Raw genomic sequence first — 21090 nt, 5'->3', positions numbered from 1 at the left:
TATGGTAGAATGATTATGACAAATCGAAAGTTGACAAGGAGTTTTGATAGCGTGAAAAAAATATTTCTTAAAATTGTGATAGGGGTTGTTCTTGCTTGTATTTTATTTGTTTGTTTTCTTTATACGAACAATGAGATCGGCGTGACTTCATCTAAGCTGGAGGCAGATATTCGTTCGTCGCAGAAGATTAAGGATGATTGGACGGTCGATGGAAGCGTTTCCAGCACGATGGCTGCATATATTTCTTACCCTCAGGATTTGAGTGACCATTCTTTTTCCGTCTATGTCAATCGTCCAGGACTTTCCTTCGGATATTTTTTCCGTGGAGGTGGAACTCTTTCGGGGATTCAAAGAGGAATTGTGGAGTTTACTGTAGAGGGATATAATGAACGAGCATTTATTTCTATGAATCAACAGCAGGTGCAACAACTTGAAATAGATGATGGCAACACAATTCAAGTGGTTGATATTGACCGCAATAAACCTTTTGCGATTGTCTTGCCTATAAATGCGGGTAATATTACTTTTTATGATGTAAATAGAAATACTGTGGAATATTGGAATAATCCTCTTTGACAAATTCCAGTTTGTCGTGCTAAAAATTCAACTGAATAATCCCAGCAAAAACCGCTGCTACATGGAAGCCAACAAACCATGCAACAGCGGTTTTTCTTTATCGTTTTTTCCTCTGGCTGATAGGCGTTCCCATTTTCTTTGATTTTTTGAGAATCCGAATCAGCCAGCGAAATTCTTCATCTGACAGATTTTTATAGTTGATACCAAGCTGCTTACAGTAAAGGACAACCAGCTTTTCATCACGGCTGCCCTTGAAATTTTCAACCGCTTCCAGATTTTCTTTCAGTTCATCGGCAACGGTGGTCTGGGGTGCACTCTCGCTGTCCTTTTTGTGAGCTTCCCGAATATCCCGGATAATCAGGTTGAGGTCATCCAGAACCATGTGGCTGAAATATTCATCATCGCTGATATGGGCGGCTTGCAACACTTTCAAATGGGGGTCATCTTCGCCGGGGCGATACCGTTCAATGATTTCATGCCGGACGGTATCGACAAGGGCGTTGAGGTTCTGAATCTGCATGGTGGCAATCCCATCCACATAAATCTCAATGTCCGCAAGAAACTTGATAAAATCTTTATGTGTGGCAAGCTCACAGAGCAGGCGGTTGTTAATCCGACCGCTTTTCAAAAGTGCCACCATCTCATCATTCAAATGCAGCTCTGTTAGTGGCGTGTTGATCTGCTCTCGGTTCTCTGTCCGGCACAGCAGATAATCAACGGAAACCCCATAGAAGTCTGCCAGCGTGATAAGGTTGCCATGATTGATTTCCTTAAAATCCTCTTTTTCATAACTTCCGAGAGCAGATTTGGAAATACCCGTCAGCTTTGATAGTTCTTCCAGATTTAAGCCTTTGTCCTTGCGGAGTTCCCAAAGGCGTTCCTGTATGCTTGTTGCTCCTTTCATGGGCGCACACTCCTTTCCGGCGGTTTCATTGCTGTCGCTTAACTGGATTATATCACACTTTCCGCAATCGTGGAAATTTCCGCTTTTTATCCTTAATTCCTACTTTGTGGACATACGGCACAGGGCACAAAAATGTTCTATGATACAGGTAGTTCATCGATGGATTATTCCAATCGAATGACCAGCCTGTGTGGGATATGCTTCCCCAGCGATGTAGCGCCATGACTTTTGGCAGGGATGTGGAGGAACCCTGACCGAAACGAGCGTACCAACGGGAGCGATACGCCGCTGTGAGATTCAGGGGAGGAACGACACCGGGGAGAACTGGCGAACTGACACCGAAATGATACCGAAACACGACAATTTAATAGGGGGATAGTCTACCCTATCGCTGATACTTCGGGAGATTTTAAGCGGCTCTATGGCTGTAATTTTGCCGAAAATCGCCCCGAAACCATACACTAAAACGGGAGGAAACGCAATATGCCGAGAATGAGCAAAAAGAGGAAGCAGGAGCTTTCTTTTTACCTCAATGACCGGGGGCGTGTCACTTACAACGAATTATGCCGGAAATGCCAGCATGAGTGCAGGCAGAGCTTCCGGGCGGTTGTGATTGACTGCCCCCGTTATTTATCCAAACGAGCAAAGAAAAAGGAGGAACACACCGAATGAATTTTGAATTTATGACGATAGACACACCACTGCCGCCCTGTATGCCATTTCCCAGAGCATTGACAGGATTTCCAGTCAGCAGCACCGCAAAGGTCATGTACTGCCGGATGTTGGACGCTATGCTCTCCAAAGGGCAGGAGGACGAGAACGGAATCCTGTTTGTCTGCTTCCCTGTCACAGACATTGCCGCAGTCCTGTCCCGCAGCTCTATGACGGTCAAGCGTTCTTTGAATGAACTGGAAACAGCCGGACTTATCATGCGGGTGCGTCAGGGCGTTGGAGAACCAAACAGGATTTATGTGCTGATACCGAGAAAGGAGGACGCTGCCCTTGCCTGATACCTCAAAGCTGGAAAAGCTCAACCGGGAGTTGGAAAAGAGTGAAAAGAAACTGCGGAAAGCCCTCAATGATGAAAAGGCATTGCAGCACCAGCTAAAGCAGCTTACCCGAAAGGAACGAACGCACCGGCTCTGTACTCGTGGCGGTATGCTGGAAAGTTTTCTGCAAGAGCCGGAACGCCTGACAGATGATGATGTTATGCTGTTGTTGAAACTCATTTTTCACAGGCAGGACACGCAGGAACTATTGAAGAAACTGCTGGAACGGGAGAAGCCGGAAACCCCTTAGTTTACTAAGGGCGCAATTATACACCACCCAAAGGTTGGTGCATTGCGTTCTCCGAAGGCTCCTCGCCGGAGGGCTGTGATTTTCCGCAGTCAAGGTCTGCTCCAAATCATACAGGGGACGCTACGCTTCCCCTGCGCTGGCTGCCGCCAGCTACCCTTTTGTGGACTTGCCATCTGGGGACACCTTGCGCTGTAAGCTGTTCCCAGCCGACAAGTTTCATAAAATATGCTATCTTTTCGATAATCGATGAAGTATAATAAAGTCAGAAATAAATCAGGAATTTGAGGTCAAGGCTTAAACGGGAGGTTTATATGAAAAAATACCAATGTCCTTGCTGCGGATATTTTACCTATAATGTTCCGGCAAATGAAGATTGTGGGTATATCTGTCCCGTTTGTTTTTGGGAGAATGACCCGTTCATTGCTTCTGATAACGAACCAAGTGACTCTAATCATGGAATAACGCTAAAAGAAGCGAAATCCAATTTCTCAAAATTTGGTGCTTGTGAAAAAGAAATGTTATGTTATGTCCGACCACCAAGAGATGATGAAAAAGAAATTTCATAGTAGTGTGTAAAGGAGAATCAAATGAAGCATAAAAAGTTTTTGTTAATTGCACTGATATGTTTAATCGGTATAGGTATTAGCTTTCTTTTGTTTTCTGCTCATAGACCATTCAAAGATTTAGAGGCAGCAGATATTACTTCGGCAAGTGTTCGGTTATCGCCACCTGATACAACAATTCAGATAGTAGAAACAGAGGAATTAGTATCATATCTCAATGAGGTAGTTATTTACAATAAGGACAACTCATATACAGAATATGCCGGACAAGCAGTTATTTTCACTCTGTCTTTGGCAGATGGTTCTCAAGTGGAGATTATAGCATACAATCCATTTATTATAATTGACGGTATTGGTTATAAATGCAAATATGAACCTTGTGAAGCTCTTAATCATTATGCTAATGAGCTAATGACAAGAGAACCATAATTTTTAAGTGTACCATCTACCCATCGGGTCAACTTGTCCCGAACTTTTACAACTAAATATCCGCCGCCCTCACAGCGGCACACCGAGCAGGAAATCTGAAAAAGGTCTCCTGCTTTTTTTCTGCCAAAATGAGGTGGTAAAACGCCACCCCATCCACCAATTACCGAAAGGAGGGACACGAAATGCCCTGCCCACACAACGAAATCACGATTGTTCAGCGCAGCCAGCGACAGTCTGCGGTTGCCGCCGCTGCTTACCAAAGCGGCGAAAAGCTGTTCTGTGAATACGACCAGCAAGTGAAGCACTACCCGGAAAAGCGTGGTATTGTCCACAATGAAATTCTGCTCCCGGCAAACGCCCCACGGTCGTATGCAGACCGCAATACCTTATGGAACGCCGCCGAAGCGGTGGAAAAGCAATGGAACTCCCAGCTTGCAAGGCGGTGGGTGCTTACCATCCCCAGAGAGATACCGCCCGACCAGTATGCTGTCCTTGTCAGGGAGTTTTGCCAGAAGCAGTTTGTTTCCAAAGGCATGATTGCTGACTTTGCCATCCATGACCCCCATCCGCCGGGACACAATCCCCACGCCCATGTCCTGCTGACTATGAGGGCAATGGACGAACATGGGAAATGGCTTCCCAAGAGCCGCAAGGTTTATGACCTTGATGAAAGCGGAAAACGGATAAAACTTCCGTCCGGCAGGTGGAAAAGCCACAAGGAGGATACGGTGGACTGGAACGACCAGAAATATTGTGAAATCTGGCGGCATGAATGGGAGGTCATCCAGAACCGCTATCTGGAAGCCAATGACCGCCCGGAGCGTGTGGACTTGCGTTCCTATGCCAGACAGGGGTTTGATATAGTCCCCACTGTCCATGAGGGAGCGGCTGTCCGGCAGATGGAAAAGCGTGGTATCCAGACGAATATCGGAAACCTGAACCGGGAAATCAGAGCCGCCAACCGCCTGATGAAGTCCATCCGGCAGCTTATCCACAACCTCAAAGGCTGGATTGCCGAGCTGGGAGAAAAACGGAAGGAGTTGCTTGCACAAAAAGCGGCGGAGGAAGCGACACTTCTTCCCAATCTGCTGATGAAGTATATGGAGATACGAAAGGAAGAACGGAAGGACTGGACAAGGGCTGGACAGAACCGGGGGACTTCACAGGACTTAAAGGCAGTCAGCGAAGCCCTGTCCTATCTCCGGCAAAAGGGGCTTTCCACTGTGGAGGACTTAGAAGCATTTCTGGAATCTTCCGGGAAATCAGCCGCAGATTACCGCAATCAGATGAAGCCAAAGGAAGCCCGCAGCAAAGTGATTGACGGGATTCTTGCCAGCCGGACAGACTGCAAAGAATGTAAGCCCGTCTATGAGAAATACCAGAAGATATTTTTCAAGAAAACAAAGGAGAAATTCAAACAGGAACACCCGGAGGTTGCCCGGTATGAGAAAGCCACCGCCTACCTTGCCAAACACCCGGACGATAAGGATAGTACCCAAAAGGAGCTGCAAGAGGAGCAGGAAACACTTCTCAGCGAAATCGCAGAGCTGAAAGTACCGCTGACCGAGGTACAGGAGGATTTGAAGAAGCTGCGGGACATCCGCTACTGGGTACGGAAAGCCACACCCGGCACAGAGGAAAGTAAAGAGCCGCCTAAGAAGCAGCCCATCAAGGAAGTCTTGCAGGATAAGGCAGACGAGAAAAAGGCTCAAAGAACCGCCCCGGCACAGGCGAAACACAGACAACAGGATATGGAACTTTAACAGGCACTTGCCATTTTCAATCAGAGAATGTCAGGTGTTTTTTCTTTTTTCAAGGAGGGATAGATTTGAATGTATTTGAAGCTGTGAAGCAGTCTGTCACAACAAGACAGGCAGCGGAGCATTATGGAATCCGTGTAGGTCGGAACGGGATGGCTTGCTGCCCGTTCCATAACGATAAGACCCCAAGCATGAAGCTGGATCGGCGTTACCACTGCTTCGGCTGCGGTGCGGATGGGGATGTGATTGATTTTGCCGCCGCCCTGTATAGGCTGGGAAAGAAAGAAGCCGCCGTACAACTGGCACATGACTTCGGGCTTTCCTATGAGGACTGGAAACCGCCGGGAAAGGCAAAAAAGCCCAAGCCCCGGCAGAAATCCCCGGAGGAACAGTTTCAGGAAGCAAAGAACCGCTGCTCCCGTATCCTTGCCGATTATCTCCACCTGCTTAGGACATGGAGAAAGGATTATGTCCCGCACTCCCCGGAGGAAGCCTTTCATCCCCGGTTTGTGGAAGCCTTACAGAAGCAAGACCGAGTGGAATATCTGCTGGATGTGCTGCTGTTCGGGGAAACGGAGGAAAAAGCAGCTTTGATTACGGACTACGGAAAGGATGTGATACAGCTTGAACAGCGAATGGCAGAGCTTGCAGCCGCAGACGCAGCAAGAACTAAAAAACACCATGAACGCCATGCAGCCGCCCCAGAGCATTGAGGAAATCAAGGCGGGGCTGGAAACTACCGAGAAAGGCGGTGTCCGTCAGAGCATACGGAACTGCCTGACCGTATTCCAGCGTGACCCGCTGCTTTCCGGGGCCATCGCATACAACATTCTGACCGACCGCAAGGACATCATAAAGCCCATCGGTTTTCACAGGGAAAGCACCGCCCTGAACGATACGGACATGAAGTATCTGCTTCTTTATCTGGAAGAAACCTATGGGCTTACCAATGAGAAAAAGATTGATAACGCCATCGGGATTGTGGCGAATGAAAACAAGTACCATCCCATCCGGGACTATCTCAATACCCTTGTGTGGGACGGGACAGAGCGAATCCGTTTCTGCCTGCGGCACTTTCTGGGGGCTGACGCAGACGATTACACCTATGAAGCGTTGAAGCTGTTCCTGCTGGGTGCAATCTCACGAGCCTTTCAGCCAGGGTGCAAATTTGAAATCATGCTCTGTCTGGTAGGCGGTCAGGGGGCTGGCAAATCCACCTTCTTCCGTCTGCTGGCAGTCCGGGACGAGTGGTTCTCCGATGATTTGCGGAAGCTGGACGATGACAATGTGTACCGCAAGCTGCAAGGTCACTGGATTATCGAAATGTCGGAAATGATGGCAACTGCAAACGCCAAGAGCATCGAAGAAATCAAGTCATTTTTAAGCCGGCAGAAGGAGGTCTACAAGATACCCTATGAAACCCACCCGGCAGACCGCCCCCGCCAGTGCGTGTTTGGCGGCACTTCCAATGCTCTTGACTTCCTGCCCCTTGACCGTTCCGGCAACCGCCGCTTTATCCCCGTCATGGTGTACCCGGAGCAAGCCGAGGTTCACATTTTGGAGGACGAAGCTGCTTCCAGAGCCTATATTGAGCAGATGTGGGCGGAAGCGATGGAGATTTACCGAAGCGGCAGGTTCAAGCTGGCTTTCAGCCCCGCCATGCAGCGGTATCTCAAAGAACACCAGCGGGATTTTATGCCGGAGGACACCAAAGCCGGGATGATACAGGCGTATCTTGATAAGTACACAGGGAGTATGGTCTGTTCCAAGCAGCTCTACAAGGAAGCCTTGAACCATGCCTTTGACGAGCCGAAGCAATGGGAAATACGGGAAATCAACGAGATTATGAACCAATGCATTGACCGCTGGCGGTACTTCCCGAATCCAAGAATGTTTTCCGAATACGGCAGACAAAAGGGCTGGGAGCGTGAAAACCCGGCAACGGACTTATGCAACCCGTCTGAAAAAGCAATGGATGGCTTTGTGGAGGTCACAGAACAGATGGAGCTTCCATTCTGAAAATGACAGCCCGTTGCACCCCCTGTTGCTATCCCGTTGCCGAGCCGGTTGCCGGGGAAAACCCCTTATTTCCGGGCTTTTCTCCCTTATAACAACCAAAACAACAGAAAAATAAAAGAAAAGTATAAATAGTAATCATCGCCAGATTGAGATTGTTTGCAAGGTCTTTTGAAGCCCGTTGCCGGACTTCGTTGCCGACACCCTCTGTCTGGCTATTTTCATGTATGGAGGATAACTGCCTATGGCAAAAAACAAAACAGAGATTCATGTGACTACTGTGTTTGACGGGGAGCTTGACGCAACCGATGTGTTCGTCAGCCTGATTTCCCAGAAATATGGAAAGACAAATTCAAAAGAATATCTTGCTAAAAAGAAAGATTTGAAGTATAATGAAGATGAGGTTCAAAAGAGCCAGATACCGTCTGGATTGTGTGGGTAAATGGCTATGATGAACGAAATGGAATACAGAACAATCGGTTCGGCACTTGCCGGGGGTTATCGTGCAGCGGTCTATTGCAGACTGTCAAAGGACGATGACCTGCAAGGCGAAAGTGCCAGTATCGCAAACCAGCGTGATATGCTGGAAAAATACTGCGAAAAGCAGGGATGGGAGGTTGTGGCAGTCTATCAGGACGATGGCTTCACAGGTCTTAATATGGAGCGTCCTGATTTACAGAGAATGTTGAGAGCCATTGAGCGCAGGCAAATCAACCTTGTCATCACGAAAGACCTCAGCCGACTGGGGCGTAACTATCTGCAAACCGGGCATTTGATTGAGGACTTTTTCCCAAGAAACGGTGTCCGCTATATCGCCATGAATGATGGTATCGACACCCTGCGTGATAACAACGATATTGCCCCGTTCAAGAATATCCTGAACGAGATGTACAGCAAGGATATTTCCAAGAAAGTCCATTCCTCTTATCTTCTGAAAGCGCAGAAAGGACAGTTTACCGGGTGTCTTGCCCCGTTCGGGTATCGGAAAGACCCAGAGGACAAAAACCATCTGCTCATTGACGAGGAAACCGCCCCGATTGTGCGGCTGATTTTCGGATATGCCCTGAACGGTCATGGTCCGAACTATATCCGCAGACGGCTGGAGGAAGAAAAAATCCCCTGCCCCACATGGTGGAACCGGGAACGGGGGCTTCGCAATACCCGCACCAAATGGGAAAAGAAAGACCCGGAAAACGGGCGGTATATGTGGGACTTCTCCGTTATCAAAGACCTTTTGATGAATCCCGTCTACACCGGGGCGATTGCTTCCCAGAAAAAGGACTACCGCTTCAAAATCGGCACGATTGGGGAAAAGAAGCCGGAGGACTGGATTGTGGTGGAGGGACAGCATGAACCGCTGATTGACCGCATGAGCTTTGACATTGTGCAGAACAAGCTGAAATCCCGCCAGCGTCCGGGGCAGACCAATGAAATCAGCCTGTTTGCCGGACTGATAAAATGCGGCGAGTGTGGGAAGTCGCTGACGATACGCTATACAAACGCAAAATATCCCCAGCAGATTTACTCCTGCAAGACCTACAATGCCTTTGGAAAGAACCACTGCACCCAGCACCGGATTGATTATGACACCCTTTACAGCCATGTACTGCGGAAAATCCGGGAATGTGCCAGAGCTGCCCTGATGGACGGGGAAGCGGTTGCCGACCGCCTGACCAATACCTGTGAAGCCGAGCAGCGGGAACAGCGGGAAGCAATGGAACGCTCCCTTACAAGGGACGAGGAACGGATTGAGGTTCTGGACAAAATGGTCATGCGGCTTTATGAGGATATGATTGCAGGGCGTATCAGTGAGCAGAATTTCAACACCATGCTGGAAAAGACACAGACCGAGCAGACGGAGCTTAAAAGCAGAGTATCCGAGGGCAGGAAGCGGCTGTCCGATGAAGTCCAGCTTGCCAATGACGCAAAACAATGGGTGGAAGCCATTCAGGAATACGCCAACATCACAGAGCTGGACGCAGCCACCCTCAACCGCTTAATCAAAGAAATCGTCGTGCATGAGCGCATTGACGAAGATAAAACAAGACACATTTCTATCGAAATTCATTTTAATCTCAAACCCATCCCGGAGGTGGAACAGGTCACTGCCTGACCTGTCCCGCCGGGACGGTTCTCTTAAAAACACCATATAGATTTTTTGTACGCCGCCGCCCGCCATCGAGCAGAGTTTTACACCTAATTGGGGATAAAACAGCTCATGGCGGGCGGCGGCATCATCGTACTGGGCACCACCCTGATCCCCCTGCTCTCCACCCTGTTTTAAGGGCCGGGGCCTATGGGTATTCTCACCGACTGGATCACGGAATGGCTCAAAGAGCTTTTGATTGACGGGATCATGGGGAACCTGAGCGGCCTGTTTGATAACGTCAACGCCCAAGTCGGGGAGATTGCGGTACAGGTGGGAACTACCCCGGCGGCGTGGCACGCCGGGGTGTTCTCCCTGATCCGCCAGCTTTCCGAAACGGTGATCCTACCGATTGCCGGGCTGGTTTTAACCTTTGTAGCGACCTATGAGCTGATCCAGATGATCCTGGAAAAGAACAATATGCACGAGTTTGACGTGGCGAATATCTACAAGTGGATGTTCAAGACCGCCTGCGCCATCCTCATTCTCTCCAATACATTCAACATTGTAATGGCCGTGTTCGACGTGTCCCAAAGCGCCATTGCCAGCGCGGCGGGGCTGATCCAAGGCTCCACGGACATCACGCCGGATATGCTGGCCGACCTGGAGGCCACACTGGAAACAATGGACATCGGCCCTTTGCTGGGGCTGTTCATGCAATCCATTCTGATCAACGTCACAATGCTGGCCCTGAACACCATTATTTTCGTGTTGGTGTATGGCCGCATGATTGAAATATACCTGTTGACCAGTTTAGCGCCCATCCCCGTGGCGACCCTCTCCAACCGGGAGTTGGGCGGGACGGGGCAGAACTACCTGAAATCCCTGTTTGCCGTGGCGTTCCAGGGGATGCTGATCCTGGTGTGCGTGGCGATTTACGCGGTGCTCATTCAGGGCATCGCCACGGGCGGCGACCCCATCGGGGCCGTGTGGGGGACTATCGGCTACACGGTTTTGCTCTGTTTCATGCTGTTTAAGACGGGCGGGATCGCCCAGCGCGTCTTTGGCGCTCATTAAAAAGAAAGGATAGGTGATCCATGCAGGATTGCTTTACTTCTGGCCAGTGTGGCCAGAGCTTTGCCCCGGACGGGCGGCCCCTGGCCCCGGACGGCTTGTTTCTCATGGACGGGATCGAGGGGCTGCGCTCCCTGCCCCGTCATTCCGTGGATATGCTCCTGACCGATCCGCCCTACGGCACCACCCGGAATTACTGGGACGTGCCCCTGCCGCTCCCGGAGCTGTGGGAGGCGGTGCGGTGGGCGGTGAAGCCGGAGGGCGCGGTGCTCCTGTTCGCGCAGTGCCCCTATGACAAGGTGCTGGGCGCGTCCAACCTCCCCATGCTCCGCTATGAATGGGTGTGGTACAAAAGCCGATGCACCGGCTTTCTCAACGCCCGCCGCGCCCCGCTGAAAAAGTCGGAGAACATTCTGGTGTTCTACCGCAAGGCCCCGGCCTACTACCCGCAGTTCGACCAGGGGGAGCCGTACAAGAAAATTTACCACAGGAGCGGCTCCAGCCCTAACTATGGGAAGTTTGAGCGTACCAGCGGCGAGTCGGACGGGCGGCGGTTTCCCGGGAACGTGCTGGCGTTCTCCACGGTGGCGAATACCATCCACCCCACGCAGAAGCCCGTGGACTTGTGCGAGTACCTGATCCGCACCTACACCCGCGAGGGCCAGGTGGTGGCGGACATCTGCGCGGGGAGCGGCACCACGGCGGTGGCGGCGCTGAACACGGGCCGCCGCTTCATCTGCTTTGAAAACGCCCCGGCCTTTTACGGCCCGGCCACCGAGCGCCTGGAACGGGCGCGGGAGGCCGTCACCCAGGGCGGGAAAGGAGTTTGACTATCGGTAAATATTCCATCATCTACGCCGATCCGCCCTGGCGCTACGCCCAAAAGGGCTTGCAGGGGGCGGCGGAGCATCACTACCCCACAATGGGGATCGACGAACTGTGCGCGTTGCCCGTGGCCGATCTGGCGGCCCCGGACTGTGCGCTTTTTTTGTGGGCCACGTTCCCCCAGCTCCCGGAGGCGCTGCGGCTAATCCGGGCCTGGGGCTTCACCTATAAGAGCGCGGCCTTTGTGTGGCTGAAAAAGAACCGCAAGGCGGATAGCTGGTTTTATGGCCTGGGATTTTGGACAAGGGCCAACGCGGAGGTCTGCCTGCTGGCAACACGGGGACACCCCAAGCGGCAGGCGGCCAACGTCCACCAGTTCATTATTTCCCCCATCGAGGCCCATAGCAAAAAGCCGGACGAGGCGCGGGACAAGATTGTGGCCCTGATGGGCGACCTGCCCCGTGTGGAGCTGTTCGCAAGGCAGACCCCGCCCGGCTGGGACGTGTGGGGCAACGAGGTGGAGTCCACCGTCCCCGGCTTCTGGTCAGGCTGGCCAGAGGTGGGCGGCAACAGAAAGGAGGGCGCGGCATGGCCTATGTGAGCATCCCCAACGACCTTTCCAAGATCAAGACCAAGCTGGCCTTTAACCTGACCAGCCGCCAGCTCATCTGCTTCGGCGGCGCGGCCCTGGTGGGCGTTCCGGCCTTTCTGCTGGCCCGGTCGGCCATCGGCAACACCGGGGCCATGTTCCTGATGCTGGCCGTCATGCTCCCGGCTTTTTTCATGGCGATGTATGAGCGGGACGGCCTGCCCTTTGAAAAGGTGGTGCGGAACATCGTCCGGGCGCGGCTTCTGCGCCCCGGCGTGAGGCCCTACCGTACCGAGAATATGTACGCCCCCTTTGCCGGGCGGGGCGGTTTGGAAAAGGAGGAACCGATTGCAGGGAAAGCAAAAAGCAAAACACGGCCCCGCAAGGGGTAAAGGGCGGGCGGCCCTCTCCGCCCAGCAGACCGTCCCCTATGTGGAAATGCTCAAAGACGGCGTTTGCCGGGTGCGGGACGGCTACTATACCAAGACCATCGCCTATGAGGACATCAACTATTCCGTGGCAAGCACCGAGGATCAGGCGGCCATCTTCAACGGCTGGTGTTCGTTCCTGAATTACTTTGACAGCGCCTTGCCGTTCCAGCTCTCTTTCGTCAACCACCGTTCCCGTGGCGGGAGCCGCTACAAGGTGAATATCCCCATGGCCCACGATGCCTTTGACAGCATCCGGGCGGAATATGTGGGGATGCTGGGGCGGCAGATCGCCCGATCAAATAACGGGATCGTGCGCTCCAAGTACATCACCTTTGGCGTGCCCTGCGCAACGCTGGCCGAGGCCCGGCCCCGGCTGGAGCGCGTGGAGGCGGACATCCTGGGCAACTTCAAGCGCCTGGGGGTACACGCCCGCGCCCTGAATGGCTGGGAGCGGCTGGAGGCCATCCACGGCCATCTCCACCCCGGAGGCCGGGAGCCGTTCCGCTTCTCCTGGGCCGACATTCCCCGCACGGGCATGGGGACAAAGGATTTTATCGTGCCGGACAGCTTCGACTTCCGGCAGGGCCGCACGTTCCGGGTAGGCCAGTCCTGGGGGGCCGCCTCCTACTTGCAGATCATGGCGTCCGAGCTGTCTGACAAGCTCCTTTTGGAGCTGTTGGAGCTGGACGCGGAAATGACCGTGACCCTCCACGTCCAGACGGTTGACCAGACCAAGGCCATCAAAACGGTCAAGGGCAAGATCAGCGACATTGACAAGATGAAAGTGGAGGAACAGCGCAAGGCCACCCGGAGCGGCTACGACCCGGACATTTTACCGCCCGACCTGATCACCTACTCCAAGGACGCGGCGGCCCTCCTGGCCGATCTGCAGTCCCGCAACGAGCGGATGTTCCTGCTCACGTTCCTGGTGGTGAACACGGCCCCCACGCGGGAGAAGCTGGAAAACGAGGTGTTCACCGTGTCCGGCATCGCCCAAAAGCACAACTGCGCTCTGCGGCGGCTGGACTGGCAACAGGAGCAGGGCTATATGTCCTCCCTGCCCCTGGGGGACAACGCCATCGAGATACAGCGGGGCATGACCACCAGCTCCACGGCCATTTTCATCCCCTTTATGACAAAGGAGCTGCGCATGGACGGGCAGGCCCTCTATTATGGCATGAACGCCCTGTCCGGCAACATCATCATGGCCGACCGCAAGCGCCTGAAAAATCCCAACGGGCTTTTCCTGGGCACCCCCGGCAGCGGCAAGAGCTTTGCCGCCAAGCGGGAGATCGTCAACGTGTTCCTGACGTGGCCGGAGGACGATATTGTGATTGCAGACCCGGAGGGGGAATATTACCCCCTTGTCCATCGGCTGGGCGGGCAAGTGGTAAAGCTCACCCCCTCGGCCAGCTCCGGCACCTACATCAACCCCATGGACATCACCCCGGACTATGCCGACGATGAAGATCCGCTCTCCCTGAAAAGCGACTTTATTTTGTCCCTGTGCGAGTTGATCGTGGGGGGCCGGGGCGGGCTGGCCCCGGTGGAAAAGACCGTTATTGACCGGGCGGTGCGGAACGTGTACCGCCCCTATCTGGCAGACCCGGCCCCGGAGCGGATGCCCATTCTCCAGGACTTGTATGAGGAGCTTTTGCGCCAGCCGGAACCGGAGGCCCGGCGCGTGGCCTCCGCTCTGGAGCTGTACTGCACGGGATCGCTCAACCTCTTTAACCACAGAACCAATGTGGAGGTCAGCAACCGCCTGTTGTGCTATGACATCAAGGCCCTGGGGAAGATGCTCAAGAAGATCGGCCTGCTCATTCTCACGGATCAGGTGTGGGGCCGGGTGACGGCCAACCGGGATAAGCACCGGGCGACATGGGTGTACCAGGACGAATTTCATGTGCTGCTGTCCGACCCGCAGACGGCGGCCTACAGCGTGGAGATTTTCCGGCGTTTCCGCAAATGGGGGGCCATCCCCAGCGGCATTACCCAAAATGTTAAAAGCCTGTTGGAGAGCAGCGAGATCGAGTCCATTTTCGGCAACTGCGATTTCCTCTATCTGCTGTCCCAGGCCGCCGGGGATCGGGAGGTGCTGGCCAGCCACCTGGGGATTTCGCCTCACCAGCTCTCCTACGTCACCCATTCAGGCTCCGGCGAGGGCCTGTTGTTCTACGGGGACACGGCCATCCCCTTTGTGGATCGTTTCCCCAAGGACACCGAGCTTTATACCCTGTTGACCACCAAGCCGGAGGACAATGCCCATGAACGAAAAGACGAGTAACCCCGCCGGGGGCGCTTCTGGCCAGGGTGGCCAGAAGTTTCGCCAAGAGAGCAACCAGGAGCGATTAACCCGCTCCAAGCTCCGCATGGAGAAGCGGGGCGGCAAGCTGGAGGCGGCCCGCGACAAGCTGGCAAACCAGAAGCCGCCCAAGAAGCCCGGCCCCGTGAAGCGGGTGGGCCGGACGGCTGGCCGGGGCGTTCACGGCTTTGTGCATGGCAAGCTCTACGAGGTGGAGCAGGAAAACGTGGGCACCGAGGGCGCTCACCGCTCCGAGCTGGCGGGCGAGGTGGTGGTCGGAAAGACGGCCCGGTTTGTGAAAAAGCGCATCCGCACCCAACCGGCCCGCGCCGCCGCCCGCGCCGAGTCCAGCTATATCAAGGCCCAGGCGGACTACCAGAGCCGCAAGCTGGCCCAGGAACACCCGGACGCTATGAAAAACGCCCTCTCCCGCCAATGGCACAAGCAAAAGCTGAAACGGCAGTATCAGAAGCGGGCGCGGGAAACCGCCAAGCAGAGCGCCAAGGCCGCCGGGAAAACGGCGGCGGGCGGCGGCCGGGCTGTGGCGGGCTTCGTCAAACGGCATCCCGTGGGGGCGCTGATCCTGGCGGCCTGCCTCCTGCTCCTGGTGGTGATGCAGTCCTGTATGTCCTCTATGGTGTCGATTGGAAACGGCACCGTGGGCGCGGTGGCCGCCAGCACCTATCCCGCCGGGGATGGGGATATGCGGGGGGCAGAGGCCGCCTACTGCGGATTGGAGGACGAGCTGCGGGACTACCTGGACAGCTACGAAAGCACCCACAGCTATGACGAGTACCATTACGACCTGGACGACATCGAGCATGACCCCTATGTGCTGCTCTCCATCCTCTCCGCGCTCCATGAGGGGGCCTGGACGGTGGACGAGGTACAGGGCACCCTGCAAATGCTCTTTGACCGCCAGTACATTCTCACCGAGAACGTGGTAAAGGAGCGGCGCTACTACATCGAAACCGACACCTGGACGGACGAGGACGGCAACACCCATACCGACAGCTACCGGGTGTACTACGATTACTACATCTGCACCGTCACCCTCTCCAACGAAAACCTTTCCCATTTGCCCATCTACATCATGGGCGAGGAGGCGCTCTCCCGGTACGCCCTCTTTATGGCGACCCTGGGCAACCGGCCCGACCTGTTCCCGGAGTCGGCCTATGTGGGGAAGTACGTCAACGACCCACCCCCGGAATACGAGGTGCCGGAGGAGTATCTGGCCGACGAGCGGTTTGCCGCCATCTTGACCGAGGCGGAAAAATACCTGGGCTATCCCTATGTGTGGGGCGGCTACTGCCCCAGCACGTCCTTTGACTGCTCCGGCTTCGTGTCGTGGGTGATCAATCATTCCGGCTGGGACGTGGGCCGCCTGGGGGCGACCAGCCTATACAACATCTGCACCCCCGTTTCCAACCCCCGGCCCGGCGATCTGGTGTTCTTCACGGGCACCTACGACACGGCGGGCTGTTCCCATTGCGGCATCTATGTGGGCGACGGGATCATGCTCCACTGTGGCGACCCCATCCAATATTCCAACCTGAACAGTAGCTACTGGCAGGCCCATTTCTTCGCCTACGGGCGTTTACCATGATTGGAGGTTTTACATGGCGACAAGCAAAAGCGCGAAAATCAAGGCCGAGATGGAGAAAGTCAAGGCCAAGATCAGCGAGGCCCAGGCCAAGCTGAAAGAATTGGAGCAGAAGCACCGGGAGGCGGAAAACGAGGAGATCGTGGACATCGTGCGGGGTATGAGCGTCCCTCTGGACGAGCTGCCCCTCCTGCTCCAGAAGCTCCGGGGCGCTTCTGGCCAGGCTGGCCAGAAGTCCGCCCCTGCGGAAAAGGAGGCCACGGAATGAGAAAAGCGCGTGTGCTGGCGGCCCTGTGCGCCGCCGTTCTGATGTGCGGCTTCGCCACCCCGGCCTATGCCGGGGGCGGCGAGGCCTACGGGGACGGCACCGGCGGCGTGGAGCTGTGGGACGGGCTTGACCCGGCGGAGCCTACCCCGGAGCCGAACCCCCTGACCCCGGACGGCCAGGGGACGGTGCTGGACAACGCCACCGATGACGAGGGCAAGGAGTTTTTCACCATCACCACGGCGGACGAGGCGGTGTTCTATCTGGTCATCGACAGGCAGAAAAGCGCCGAGAACGTCTACTTCCTGAACGCCGTCACCGTGGCCGACCTGATGGCCCTGGCGGAGAATACCGAGGGGGCCGCCCCCGTCACCCCCGCCCCGGAGCCGGAGCCTGACCCGGAACCCACAACCGAGCCGGAACCCGAGCCGGAGGCCAAGGGCGGGGCCGGGCCGCTCCTGCTGGTGCTGGCCGTGGTGCTGATCGGCGGAGGGGCCGGATGGTATTTCAAGATTTACCGCCCCAAGCAACAGCGGGCCGCCGACCCGGAGGAGGACTATGACGGGGCCGCTTACGACGGCCCGGAGGACTTCGAGGACGACGATCCCCCCTGGGACGAGGACGGCGACGCCGGGGAGCCGCAGGAATGAGCCGGGAACTGACCCGCGAGGAACGGGCGGCGATCCGCGCCCTGGTGGTGAAATGGTGCGCCAACTATGACCGGGAGCATGGCTGTCTGCCCCTGGACTGCGAGTGTTATATGCTGGGAAAGTGCTGGACGGGGGCCTATTGCCGCTACTTCCGGGAGGCCGTCCTGCCCCTCGATCCGGCGCTGGAGGCGGCCCTGGCCGCTGACGGCCCGCCCCCGGATTTCAAGAGCTGCCCCGTGTGCGGCAGGGCCGTCCCCCCGGACGGGCGGCAGGCGTACTGCTCCCAGCGGTGCGCCCAGGCCGCCCGGCGCAGGCAAAAGCGGGATTTCATGCGCAAGGCAAGGGGCCGGGCTGTGGACAATTAGGCCCCTGCGAACCCGCTTGTTGCAAGGCTTTCCAGGGGCGCTGACAGGGCGGGCCGTATGATTTCACGGCCCGCCCCGGTTTTGCCCGATGCTGTCCACATTTTGAAAGGAGGCACTATGGACAAAAATCAAGGCTATGTCATACTGAAAACCGTTATGCTGGAAAACGGCAGGGGCTTTGCCCTGGGGGAGAACCCCGCCGCTCCGTCCCCCTATGTAACCTGGGCCTGTTATGACGATGACAAGGGCCAGCGGCAGTATGAGTGGGGACACTACGGCGATGATCGGGCCGCGCTGGAGCAAGACCTGACAGGCCGGGTGCAGGACTATCAGCGGCTTTATAACGTCAAAATTGTGCAGACTGAGGCACCCGACCTTTACAAGTATTATTCCACCCAGCGGCCCGTGGACATCGGCACATTTCCGAAACCGCCCCACAACGCCCCGGATGAGATCGTCAACTACGATCAGCGCGTCCCCGTGGAGGGAGGCACGTTCCGGGCCTGGGGCCATCTGACCTACACCAAGCCGCTGACCGAAAAAGAGGCCGCCGACTACGAGCTGCGCCCATCCCCTCACAATCCTGACTTGCAGAAACGGATCGCGGAGCAAACGCAAATTGTAGGGAAATGGGAAGATGAAGAAAAACGCCCTGAATGGCAGCGGATTACCCGGTGGGACGCTGATCAAGGAGCTTATACGGCCCTCGACACCACGCCCCCGGAGCAGTTGTCCTATTGTGTGCGGCTGATTGAAGCGCGGCGGGCCGCCCGTGCCAAGCAGCCGCCCATCGCGGAACAGCTCAAAGAGGCCGGACGGCTGGCCCAGGAGAACCGGGGGAAGCCAGGCCCCAAAAAGGACGCGCCCGACAAGGGCGACAGATAGGAGGTCAAGATGGAAAACAACCCTTTGAAAAATACCGAGCTGACCGTGGAGCAGAACTATAACCACATCGACGGCCTGATCAACAATCTGCCCGCCCTGCCCCCGGAGCCGGAGAAGCCGCTGGACAAGGTGAAAGAGCCGCCCCGCCGCAGGCGGAGCCGGGAACGGGAGGAGCGGTGAAAAAGCGCGTCCGGGACGTGCCCATCTATGTGTGGGTGCGGCCCGACGAGCTGGAGGCCATCCGGGAGCGCATGGCCCAGGCGGGTATTCGCAACATGAGCGCCTATATCCGCAAAATGGCCCTCAACGGCTATATCCTCAACGTAGACCTTGCCCCCGTCCAGGAGCTTGTTTCCCTCCAGCGGCGGTGTGCCAACAATCTGAACCAGGTGGCGATCCACGCCAACACCTACGGCGTGTACCCCCAGGAGATCAAGGCCCTGCAAAAAGACTATGCCGAGCTGTGGGGGCCGCTCTCCGATCTGCTCAAAAAGCTGGCCGACGTGGTACAGCTTTGACCCACGGGGAGCGGCCCCAGCCGCTCCCCGGTTGTCCCCACTTCTGGCCAGCGTGGCCAGAAGCAGGGAGAGCCGGAGGCATCCTTGCGTTTGATTTTCGGCGGAGTTACAATAGACATATACAGGAAATAGGAGGTATCTCAAATGCGGATCATACTGAAAATTATCGCCGCCCCCTTTGTGCTGGCCCTGACGCTCACCGTGGCCGTCCTGTCGTTCTTGCTGTCCCTCTCCGCCGGAGTCCTGTCCGTCCTGGCCTTTTTCCTGGGCGGGGCCGGGGTGCTGATGCTGGCCGTCCAGGGGGATATGTTCAATGGCATCGCCCTGCTGGTGATGGGCTTTGCCATCTCGCCCTTTGGACTTCCGGCCCTGGCCGAGTGGCTCCTGGACAGGCTGGACGATCTCAACTACACTCTGCGGAGCTTCATCACGGGCTGACTTCTGACCAGCCTGACCAGAAGCGGGCGGCGGCTGTTCATGGCCGCCGCCTTTCTCATGGAAAGGGGGAACGCCCACGGCCACAACGCGCCTTATTACCCACCACATCAGCAAGGGGGAAACCATCGCGCAGTCTATGCGGGATCGGTTTGACTATGGACAGAACCCGGACAAAACCCAGGGCGGGGAGCTGATCTCCTGCTATGAGTGCGACCACCTGACCGCCGACGCCGAGTTCCTGCTTGCCAAGGCAAAGTACAAGGCCATCACAGGCCGGGAGCAAAAGCGGGACGCCGACGTGCTGTGCTACCAAATCCGGCAGTCCTTTGCACCTGGGGAGATCACCCCGGAGGAGGCGAACCGGGTAGGCTATGAAACCGCCCTGCGCTGGACAAAGGGCAAACACGCCTTTTTCGTTGCCACCCATACAGACCGTCAGCACATCCATAATCACATTTACTACAACTCCACGGCCCTGGACTGTACCCGGAAGTTCCGGGACTTTTTCAGATCGGCCAGCGCCCTGCGGCGGCTGTCCGACCGGGTGTGCCTGGAGCATAGCCTTTCCGTGATCGAGCATCCCAAGCTCCACAGCAAGGGGCGCTTTCTCCATTACGGTCAATGGCTGGGGGAGGATCGGCCCCCGTCCTACAAGGAGCAGATCCGCCGGGCCATCGACGAGGCCCTGTCCCAGCGCCCCGCCGATTTTGCGGACTTCCTGGGGCGTGTGGAGGCCGCGGGCGTTCAGGTGGTGCATGGCCGGGGCGGCGCGATCTCGTTCCGTGTCCCCGGCCAGGAGCGGGCCTCCCGTTTCCGGGCCTCCACCCTGGGGGACGGCTACGGCCCGGAGGACGTGCGGGCCGTCATCGACGGCAAGGCCCCCGCCCGCAAGAGCGGCCCGGCGCGGCCCCGCCCGGCCCCCCGGCGCGTTGATCTGCTGATCGACATTCAGGAGAAAATGTGCCAGGGCAAAGGCCCGGCCTATGAGCGGTGGGCCAAGGTTTACAACCTCAAGCAGATGGCCGCCGCCCTCCAGTATCTCATGGAGCATGGGCTGACCGACTATGACGATCTGGCCGCGCAGACCAACCGGGCGGTGGAGCGTTTTCACGCCCTGGCCGGGGAGATACAGGCCGCCGAGGCCCAGATCTCCAAGACCGCCGATCTCATGGCCGCCGTGGTGGACTATGCCAAGACCCGGCCCATGTTCGACGGCTACAAGGCCGCCCGGTACAGCAAGAAGTATCTGGCCCAGCATGAGGCCGAGCTTGCCACCTACCGGGCGGCCAAGGCATCTATCAGCGGCATCCTGGGCGGGGCCAAGCTCCCCAGGATGGACGCGCTCAAAAAATCCCGCCGGGAGCTGGCCGAAAAGAAAAAGGCCCTCTACACCGAGTACCGGGAGGCCCAGCGGCAGATGCGGGAGCTGGTGGCCGTCAAGGGCAACGTGGATCATCTGCTCGGCCTGACGGACGGGCGGGAAAATAAGGCCCAGGAGCGGTAGCGACG

The 21090-nt window shown here is 56.2% G+C and carries 27 protein-coding genes and 1 pseudogene; 26 read left to right on the top strand and 2 right to left on the bottom strand.

Annotated features, from left to right (window positions below):
* Positions 1–9: 9 nt before the first annotated feature.
* Positions 10–576 carry a hypothetical protein gene (locus FGS84_RS28805; RefSeq protein ID WP_003533401.1) on the top strand — a complete coding sequence of 189 codons (567 nt, stop codon included), beginning with the start codon at positions 10–12 and terminating at the stop codon, positions 574–576.
* Positions 577–673: 97 nt separating this feature from the next.
* Here FGS84_RS28805 and FGS84_RS28800 read toward each other — a convergent pair whose 3' ends face one another.
* Positions 674–1480 carry a helix-turn-helix domain-containing protein gene (locus FGS84_RS28800; protein ID WP_009296084.1) on the bottom strand — a complete coding sequence of 269 codons (807 nt, stop codon included), beginning with the start codon at positions 1478–1480 and terminating at the stop codon, positions 674–676.
* Positions 1481–1963: 483 nt separating this feature from the next.
* Here FGS84_RS28800 and FGS84_RS28790 point away from each other — a divergent pair, with 483 nt between their 5' ends.
* The 8 genes from FGS84_RS28790 (at position 1964) to FGS84_RS28755 (ending at position 7550) form a co-directional block, all read left to right on the top strand.
* Positions 1964–2152 carry a hypothetical protein gene (locus FGS84_RS28790; RefSeq protein WP_118593902.1) on the top strand — a complete coding sequence of 63 codons (189 nt, stop codon included), beginning with the start codon at positions 1964–1966 and terminating at the stop codon, positions 2150–2152.
* On the top strand, positions 2149–2490 hold the full coding sequence (locus FGS84_RS28785) for a DeoR family transcriptional regulator (protein ID WP_118593901.1): 342 nt from the start codon (positions 2149–2151) through the stop codon (positions 2488–2490). Before FGS84_RS28790 ends, FGS84_RS28785 begins: the two co-directional genes overlap by 4 nt.
* A complete protein-coding gene (locus FGS84_RS28780) occupies positions 2483–2779 on the top strand; it encodes a DUF3847 domain-containing protein (protein WP_118440873.1) in 297 nt (98 codons plus the stop codon). Before FGS84_RS28785 ends, FGS84_RS28780 begins: the two co-directional genes overlap by 8 nt.
* Positions 2780–3090: 311 nt before the next feature.
* Positions 3091–3345: a CPCC family cysteine-rich protein gene (locus FGS84_RS28775; protein ID WP_006575072.1), complete on the top strand. Its 255-nt coding sequence runs from the start codon at positions 3091–3093 to the stop codon at positions 3343–3345.
* 21 nt (positions 3346–3366) lie between these two features.
* Positions 3367–3771 (top strand): hypothetical protein, encoded by a 405-nt coding sequence (locus FGS84_RS28770; protein WP_002594806.1) that lies wholly within the window; start codon positions 3367–3369, stop codon positions 3769–3771.
* A gap of 182 nt (positions 3772–3953) precedes the next feature.
* Complete coding sequence (mobQ, locus tag FGS84_RS28765) at positions 3954–5534, top strand: MobQ family relaxase (protein WP_138311616.1); 1581 nt, start codon at positions 3954–3956, stop codon at positions 5532–5534.
* A gap of 65 nt (positions 5535–5599) precedes the next feature.
* Positions 5600–6244 (top strand): CHC2 zinc finger domain-containing protein, encoded by a 645-nt coding sequence (locus tag FGS84_RS28760; RefSeq protein WP_138311615.1) that lies wholly within the window; start codon positions 5600–5602, stop codon positions 6242–6244.
* Positions 6213–7550, top strand: a complete 1338-nt coding sequence (locus FGS84_RS28755) for a virulence-associated E family protein (protein ID WP_003509316.1) — start codon at positions 6213–6215, stop codon at positions 7548–7550. Before FGS84_RS28760 ends, FGS84_RS28755 begins: the two co-directional genes overlap by 32 nt.
* A gap of 28 nt (positions 7551–7578) precedes the next feature.
* Here the strand turns inward: FGS84_RS28755 and FGS84_RS32040 are convergent, their stop codons facing one another.
* Positions 7579–7818, bottom strand: coding sequence for a hypothetical protein (locus FGS84_RS32040; RefSeq protein WP_004612762.1), 240 nt, complete (start codon positions 7816–7818; stop codon positions 7579–7581).
* Between FGS84_RS32040 and FGS84_RS28745 the strand changes: the two genes are divergently transcribed.
* The 17 genes and pseudogenes from FGS84_RS28745 (at position 7792) to FGS84_RS28665 (ending at position 21085) form a co-directional block, all read left to right on the top strand.
* A complete protein-coding gene (locus tag FGS84_RS28745; RefSeq protein WP_006873181.1) occupies positions 7792–7989 on the top strand; it encodes a hypothetical protein in 198 nt (65 codons plus the stop codon). The two genes, FGS84_RS32040 and FGS84_RS28745, sit on opposite strands and share 27 nt — an antisense overlap.
* Complete coding sequence (locus FGS84_RS28740; RefSeq protein ID WP_138311614.1) at positions 7990–9660, top strand: recombinase family protein; 1671 nt, start codon at positions 7990–7992, stop codon at positions 9658–9660. It begins immediately after the preceding gene.
* 90 nt (positions 9661–9750) lie between these two features.
* Positions 9751–9831: pseudogene (locus FGS84_RS28735) on the top strand (Maff2 family protein); the annotation flags it as partial.
* 12 nt (positions 9832–9843) lie between these two features.
* Positions 9844–10710: a VirB6/TrbL-like conjugal transfer protein, CD1112 family gene (locus FGS84_RS28730; protein ID WP_138311613.1), complete on the top strand. Its 867-nt coding sequence runs from the start codon at positions 9844–9846 to the stop codon at positions 10708–10710.
* A 104-nt stretch (positions 10711–10814) separates the two neighbouring features.
* Positions 10815–11537 (top strand): site-specific DNA-methyltransferase, encoded by a 723-nt coding sequence (locus FGS84_RS28725; protein ID WP_347563905.1) that lies wholly within the window; start codon positions 10815–10817, stop codon positions 11535–11537.
* Positions 11534–12133, top strand: a complete 600-nt coding sequence (locus FGS84_RS28720; RefSeq protein ID WP_138311611.1) for an MT-A70 family methyltransferase — start codon at positions 11534–11536, stop codon at positions 12131–12133. Before FGS84_RS28725 ends, FGS84_RS28720 begins: the two co-directional genes overlap by 4 nt.
* On the top strand, positions 12121–12513 hold the full coding sequence (locus FGS84_RS28715; protein ID WP_138311622.1) for a PrgI family protein: 393 nt from the start codon (positions 12121–12123) through the stop codon (positions 12511–12513). The genes FGS84_RS28720 and FGS84_RS28715 overlap by 13 nt, the downstream gene beginning before the upstream one ends.
* A gap of 46 nt (positions 12514–12559) precedes the next feature.
* On the top strand, positions 12560–14839 hold the full coding sequence (locus FGS84_RS28710) for a VirB4-like conjugal transfer ATPase, CD1110 family (RefSeq protein ID WP_138311623.1): 2280 nt from the start codon (positions 12560–12562) through the stop codon (positions 14837–14839).
* Entirely contained in the window at positions 14820–16463 is a 1644-nt protein-coding gene (locus FGS84_RS28705) for a C40 family peptidase (RefSeq protein WP_138311610.1), read from the top strand. Before FGS84_RS28710 ends, FGS84_RS28705 begins: the two co-directional genes overlap by 20 nt.
* Positions 16464–16476: 13 nt before the next feature.
* Positions 16477–16728 carry a DUF4315 family protein gene (locus FGS84_RS28700; protein WP_138311609.1) on the top strand — a complete coding sequence of 84 codons (252 nt, stop codon included), beginning with the start codon at positions 16477–16479 and terminating at the stop codon, positions 16726–16728.
* Complete coding sequence (locus tag FGS84_RS28695; RefSeq protein WP_138311608.1) at positions 16725–17375, top strand: CD1107 family mobile element protein; 651 nt, start codon at positions 16725–16727, stop codon at positions 17373–17375. The genes FGS84_RS28700 and FGS84_RS28695 overlap by 4 nt, the downstream gene beginning before the upstream one ends.
* Positions 17372–17740 (top strand): DUF2116 family Zn-ribbon domain-containing protein, encoded by a 369-nt coding sequence (locus tag FGS84_RS28690; RefSeq protein WP_138311607.1) that lies wholly within the window; start codon positions 17372–17374, stop codon positions 17738–17740. The genes FGS84_RS28695 and FGS84_RS28690 overlap by 4 nt, the downstream gene beginning before the upstream one ends.
* Positions 17741–17857: 117 nt before the next feature.
* On the top strand, positions 17858–18625 hold the full coding sequence (locus tag FGS84_RS28685) for a hypothetical protein (protein WP_138311606.1): 768 nt from the start codon (positions 17858–17860) through the stop codon (positions 18623–18625).
* Between the two features lie 9 nt (positions 18626–18634).
* Positions 18635–18805 (top strand): DUF4316 domain-containing protein, encoded by a 171-nt coding sequence (locus FGS84_RS28680; protein WP_138311605.1) that lies wholly within the window; start codon positions 18635–18637, stop codon positions 18803–18805.
* Entirely contained in the window at positions 18802–19143 is a 342-nt protein-coding gene (gene mobC / locus FGS84_RS28675; RefSeq protein WP_138311604.1) for a plasmid mobilization relaxosome protein MobC, read from the top strand. Before FGS84_RS28680 ends, mobC begins: the two co-directional genes overlap by 4 nt.
* Before the next feature lie 144 nt (positions 19144–19287).
* Positions 19288–19581, top strand: coding sequence for a CD1845 family protein (locus FGS84_RS28670; protein WP_138311603.1), 294 nt, complete (start codon positions 19288–19290; stop codon positions 19579–19581).
* Positions 19582–19717: 136 nt separating this feature from the next.
* Positions 19718–21085: a relaxase/mobilization nuclease domain-containing protein gene (locus FGS84_RS28665; protein ID WP_138311602.1), complete on the top strand. Its 1368-nt coding sequence runs from the start codon at positions 19718–19720 to the stop codon at positions 21083–21085.
* The last annotated feature ends 5 nt before the right edge of the window (positions 21086–21090 follow it).

Origin of the sequence: Clostridium sp. 1001271st1 H5 (assembly GCF_005845215.1) — a bacterium.
Taxonomy (GTDB): Bacteria; Bacillota; Clostridia; order Lachnospirales; family Lachnospiraceae; genus Enterocloster.
This window is presented reverse-complemented; position numbering and strand designations above follow the sequence as displayed.

What these genes read in the sequence shown, in the direction of transcription:
- FGS84_RS28770 (WP_002594806.1), top strand. Translation starts at nt 3,367, where the DNA reads ATGAAGCATAAAAAGTTTTTGTTAATTGCACTGATATGTTTAATCGGT.
- FGS84_RS28710 (WP_138311623.1), top strand. Translation starts at nt 12,560, where the DNA reads ATGCTCAAAGACGGCGTTTGCCGGGTGCGGGACGGCTACTATACCAAG.
- FGS84_RS28755 (WP_003509316.1), top strand. Translation starts at nt 6,213, where the DNA reads ATGAACGCCATGCAGCCGCCCCAGAGCATTGAGGAAATCAAGGCGGGG.
- FGS84_RS32040 (WP_004612762.1), bottom strand. Translation starts at nt 7,818, where the DNA reads ATGAATCTCTGTTTTGTTTTTTGCCATAGGCAGTTATCCTCCATACAT.
- FGS84_RS28740 (WP_138311614.1), top strand. Translation starts at nt 7,990, where the DNA reads ATGGCTATGATGAACGAAATGGAATACAGAACAATCGGTTCGGCACTT.
- FGS84_RS28805 (WP_003533401.1), top strand. Translation starts at nt 10, where the DNA reads ATGATTATGACAAATCGAAAGTTGACAAGGAGTTTTGATAGCGTGAAA.
- FGS84_RS28745 (WP_006873181.1), top strand. Translation starts at nt 7,792, where the DNA reads ATGGCAAAAAACAAAACAGAGATTCATGTGACTACTGTGTTTGACGGG.
- FGS84_RS28800 (WP_009296084.1), bottom strand. Translation starts at nt 1,480, where the DNA reads ATGAAAGGAGCAACAAGCATACAGGAACGCCTTTGGGAACTCCGCAAG.
- FGS84_RS28790 (WP_118593902.1), top strand. Translation starts at nt 1,964, where the DNA reads ATGCCGAGAATGAGCAAAAAGAGGAAGCAGGAGCTTTCTTTTTACCTC.
- FGS84_RS28680 (WP_138311605.1), top strand. Translation starts at nt 18,635, where the DNA reads ATGGAAAACAACCCTTTGAAAAATACCGAGCTGACCGTGGAGCAGAAC.
- FGS84_RS28700 (WP_138311609.1), top strand. Translation starts at nt 16,477, where the DNA reads ATGGCGACAAGCAAAAGCGCGAAAATCAAGGCCGAGATGGAGAAAGTC.
- FGS84_RS28665 (WP_138311602.1), top strand. Translation starts at nt 19,718, where the DNA reads ATGCGGGATCGGTTTGACTATGGACAGAACCCGGACAAAACCCAGGGC.
- FGS84_RS28695 (WP_138311608.1), top strand. Translation starts at nt 16,725, where the DNA reads ATGAGAAAAGCGCGTGTGCTGGCGGCCCTGTGCGCCGCCGTTCTGATG.
- FGS84_RS28670 (WP_138311603.1), top strand. Translation starts at nt 19,288, where the DNA reads ATGCGGATCATACTGAAAATTATCGCCGCCCCCTTTGTGCTGGCCCTG.
- FGS84_RS28775 (WP_006575072.1), top strand. Translation starts at nt 3,091, where the DNA reads ATGAAAAAATACCAATGTCCTTGCTGCGGATATTTTACCTATAATGTT.
- FGS84_RS28730 (WP_138311613.1), top strand. Translation starts at nt 9,844, where the DNA reads ATGGGTATTCTCACCGACTGGATCACGGAATGGCTCAAAGAGCTTTTG.
- mobQ (WP_138311616.1), top strand. Translation starts at nt 3,954, where the DNA reads ATGCCCTGCCCACACAACGAAATCACGATTGTTCAGCGCAGCCAGCGA.
- FGS84_RS28705 (WP_138311610.1), top strand. Translation starts at nt 14,820, where the DNA reads ATGAACGAAAAGACGAGTAACCCCGCCGGGGGCGCTTCTGGCCAGGGT.
- FGS84_RS28715 (WP_138311622.1), top strand. Translation starts at nt 12,121, where the DNA reads ATGGCCTATGTGAGCATCCCCAACGACCTTTCCAAGATCAAGACCAAG.
- FGS84_RS28785 (WP_118593901.1), top strand. Translation starts at nt 2,149, where the DNA reads ATGAATTTTGAATTTATGACGATAGACACACCACTGCCGCCCTGTATG.
- FGS84_RS28725 (WP_347563905.1), top strand. Translation starts at nt 10,815, where the DNA reads ATGGACGGGATCGAGGGGCTGCGCTCCCTGCCCCGTCATTCCGTGGAT.
- FGS84_RS28690 (WP_138311607.1), top strand. Translation starts at nt 17,372, where the DNA reads ATGAGCCGGGAACTGACCCGCGAGGAACGGGCGGCGATCCGCGCCCTG.
- FGS84_RS28685 (WP_138311606.1), top strand. Translation starts at nt 17,858, where the DNA reads ATGGACAAAAATCAAGGCTATGTCATACTGAAAACCGTTATGCTGGAA.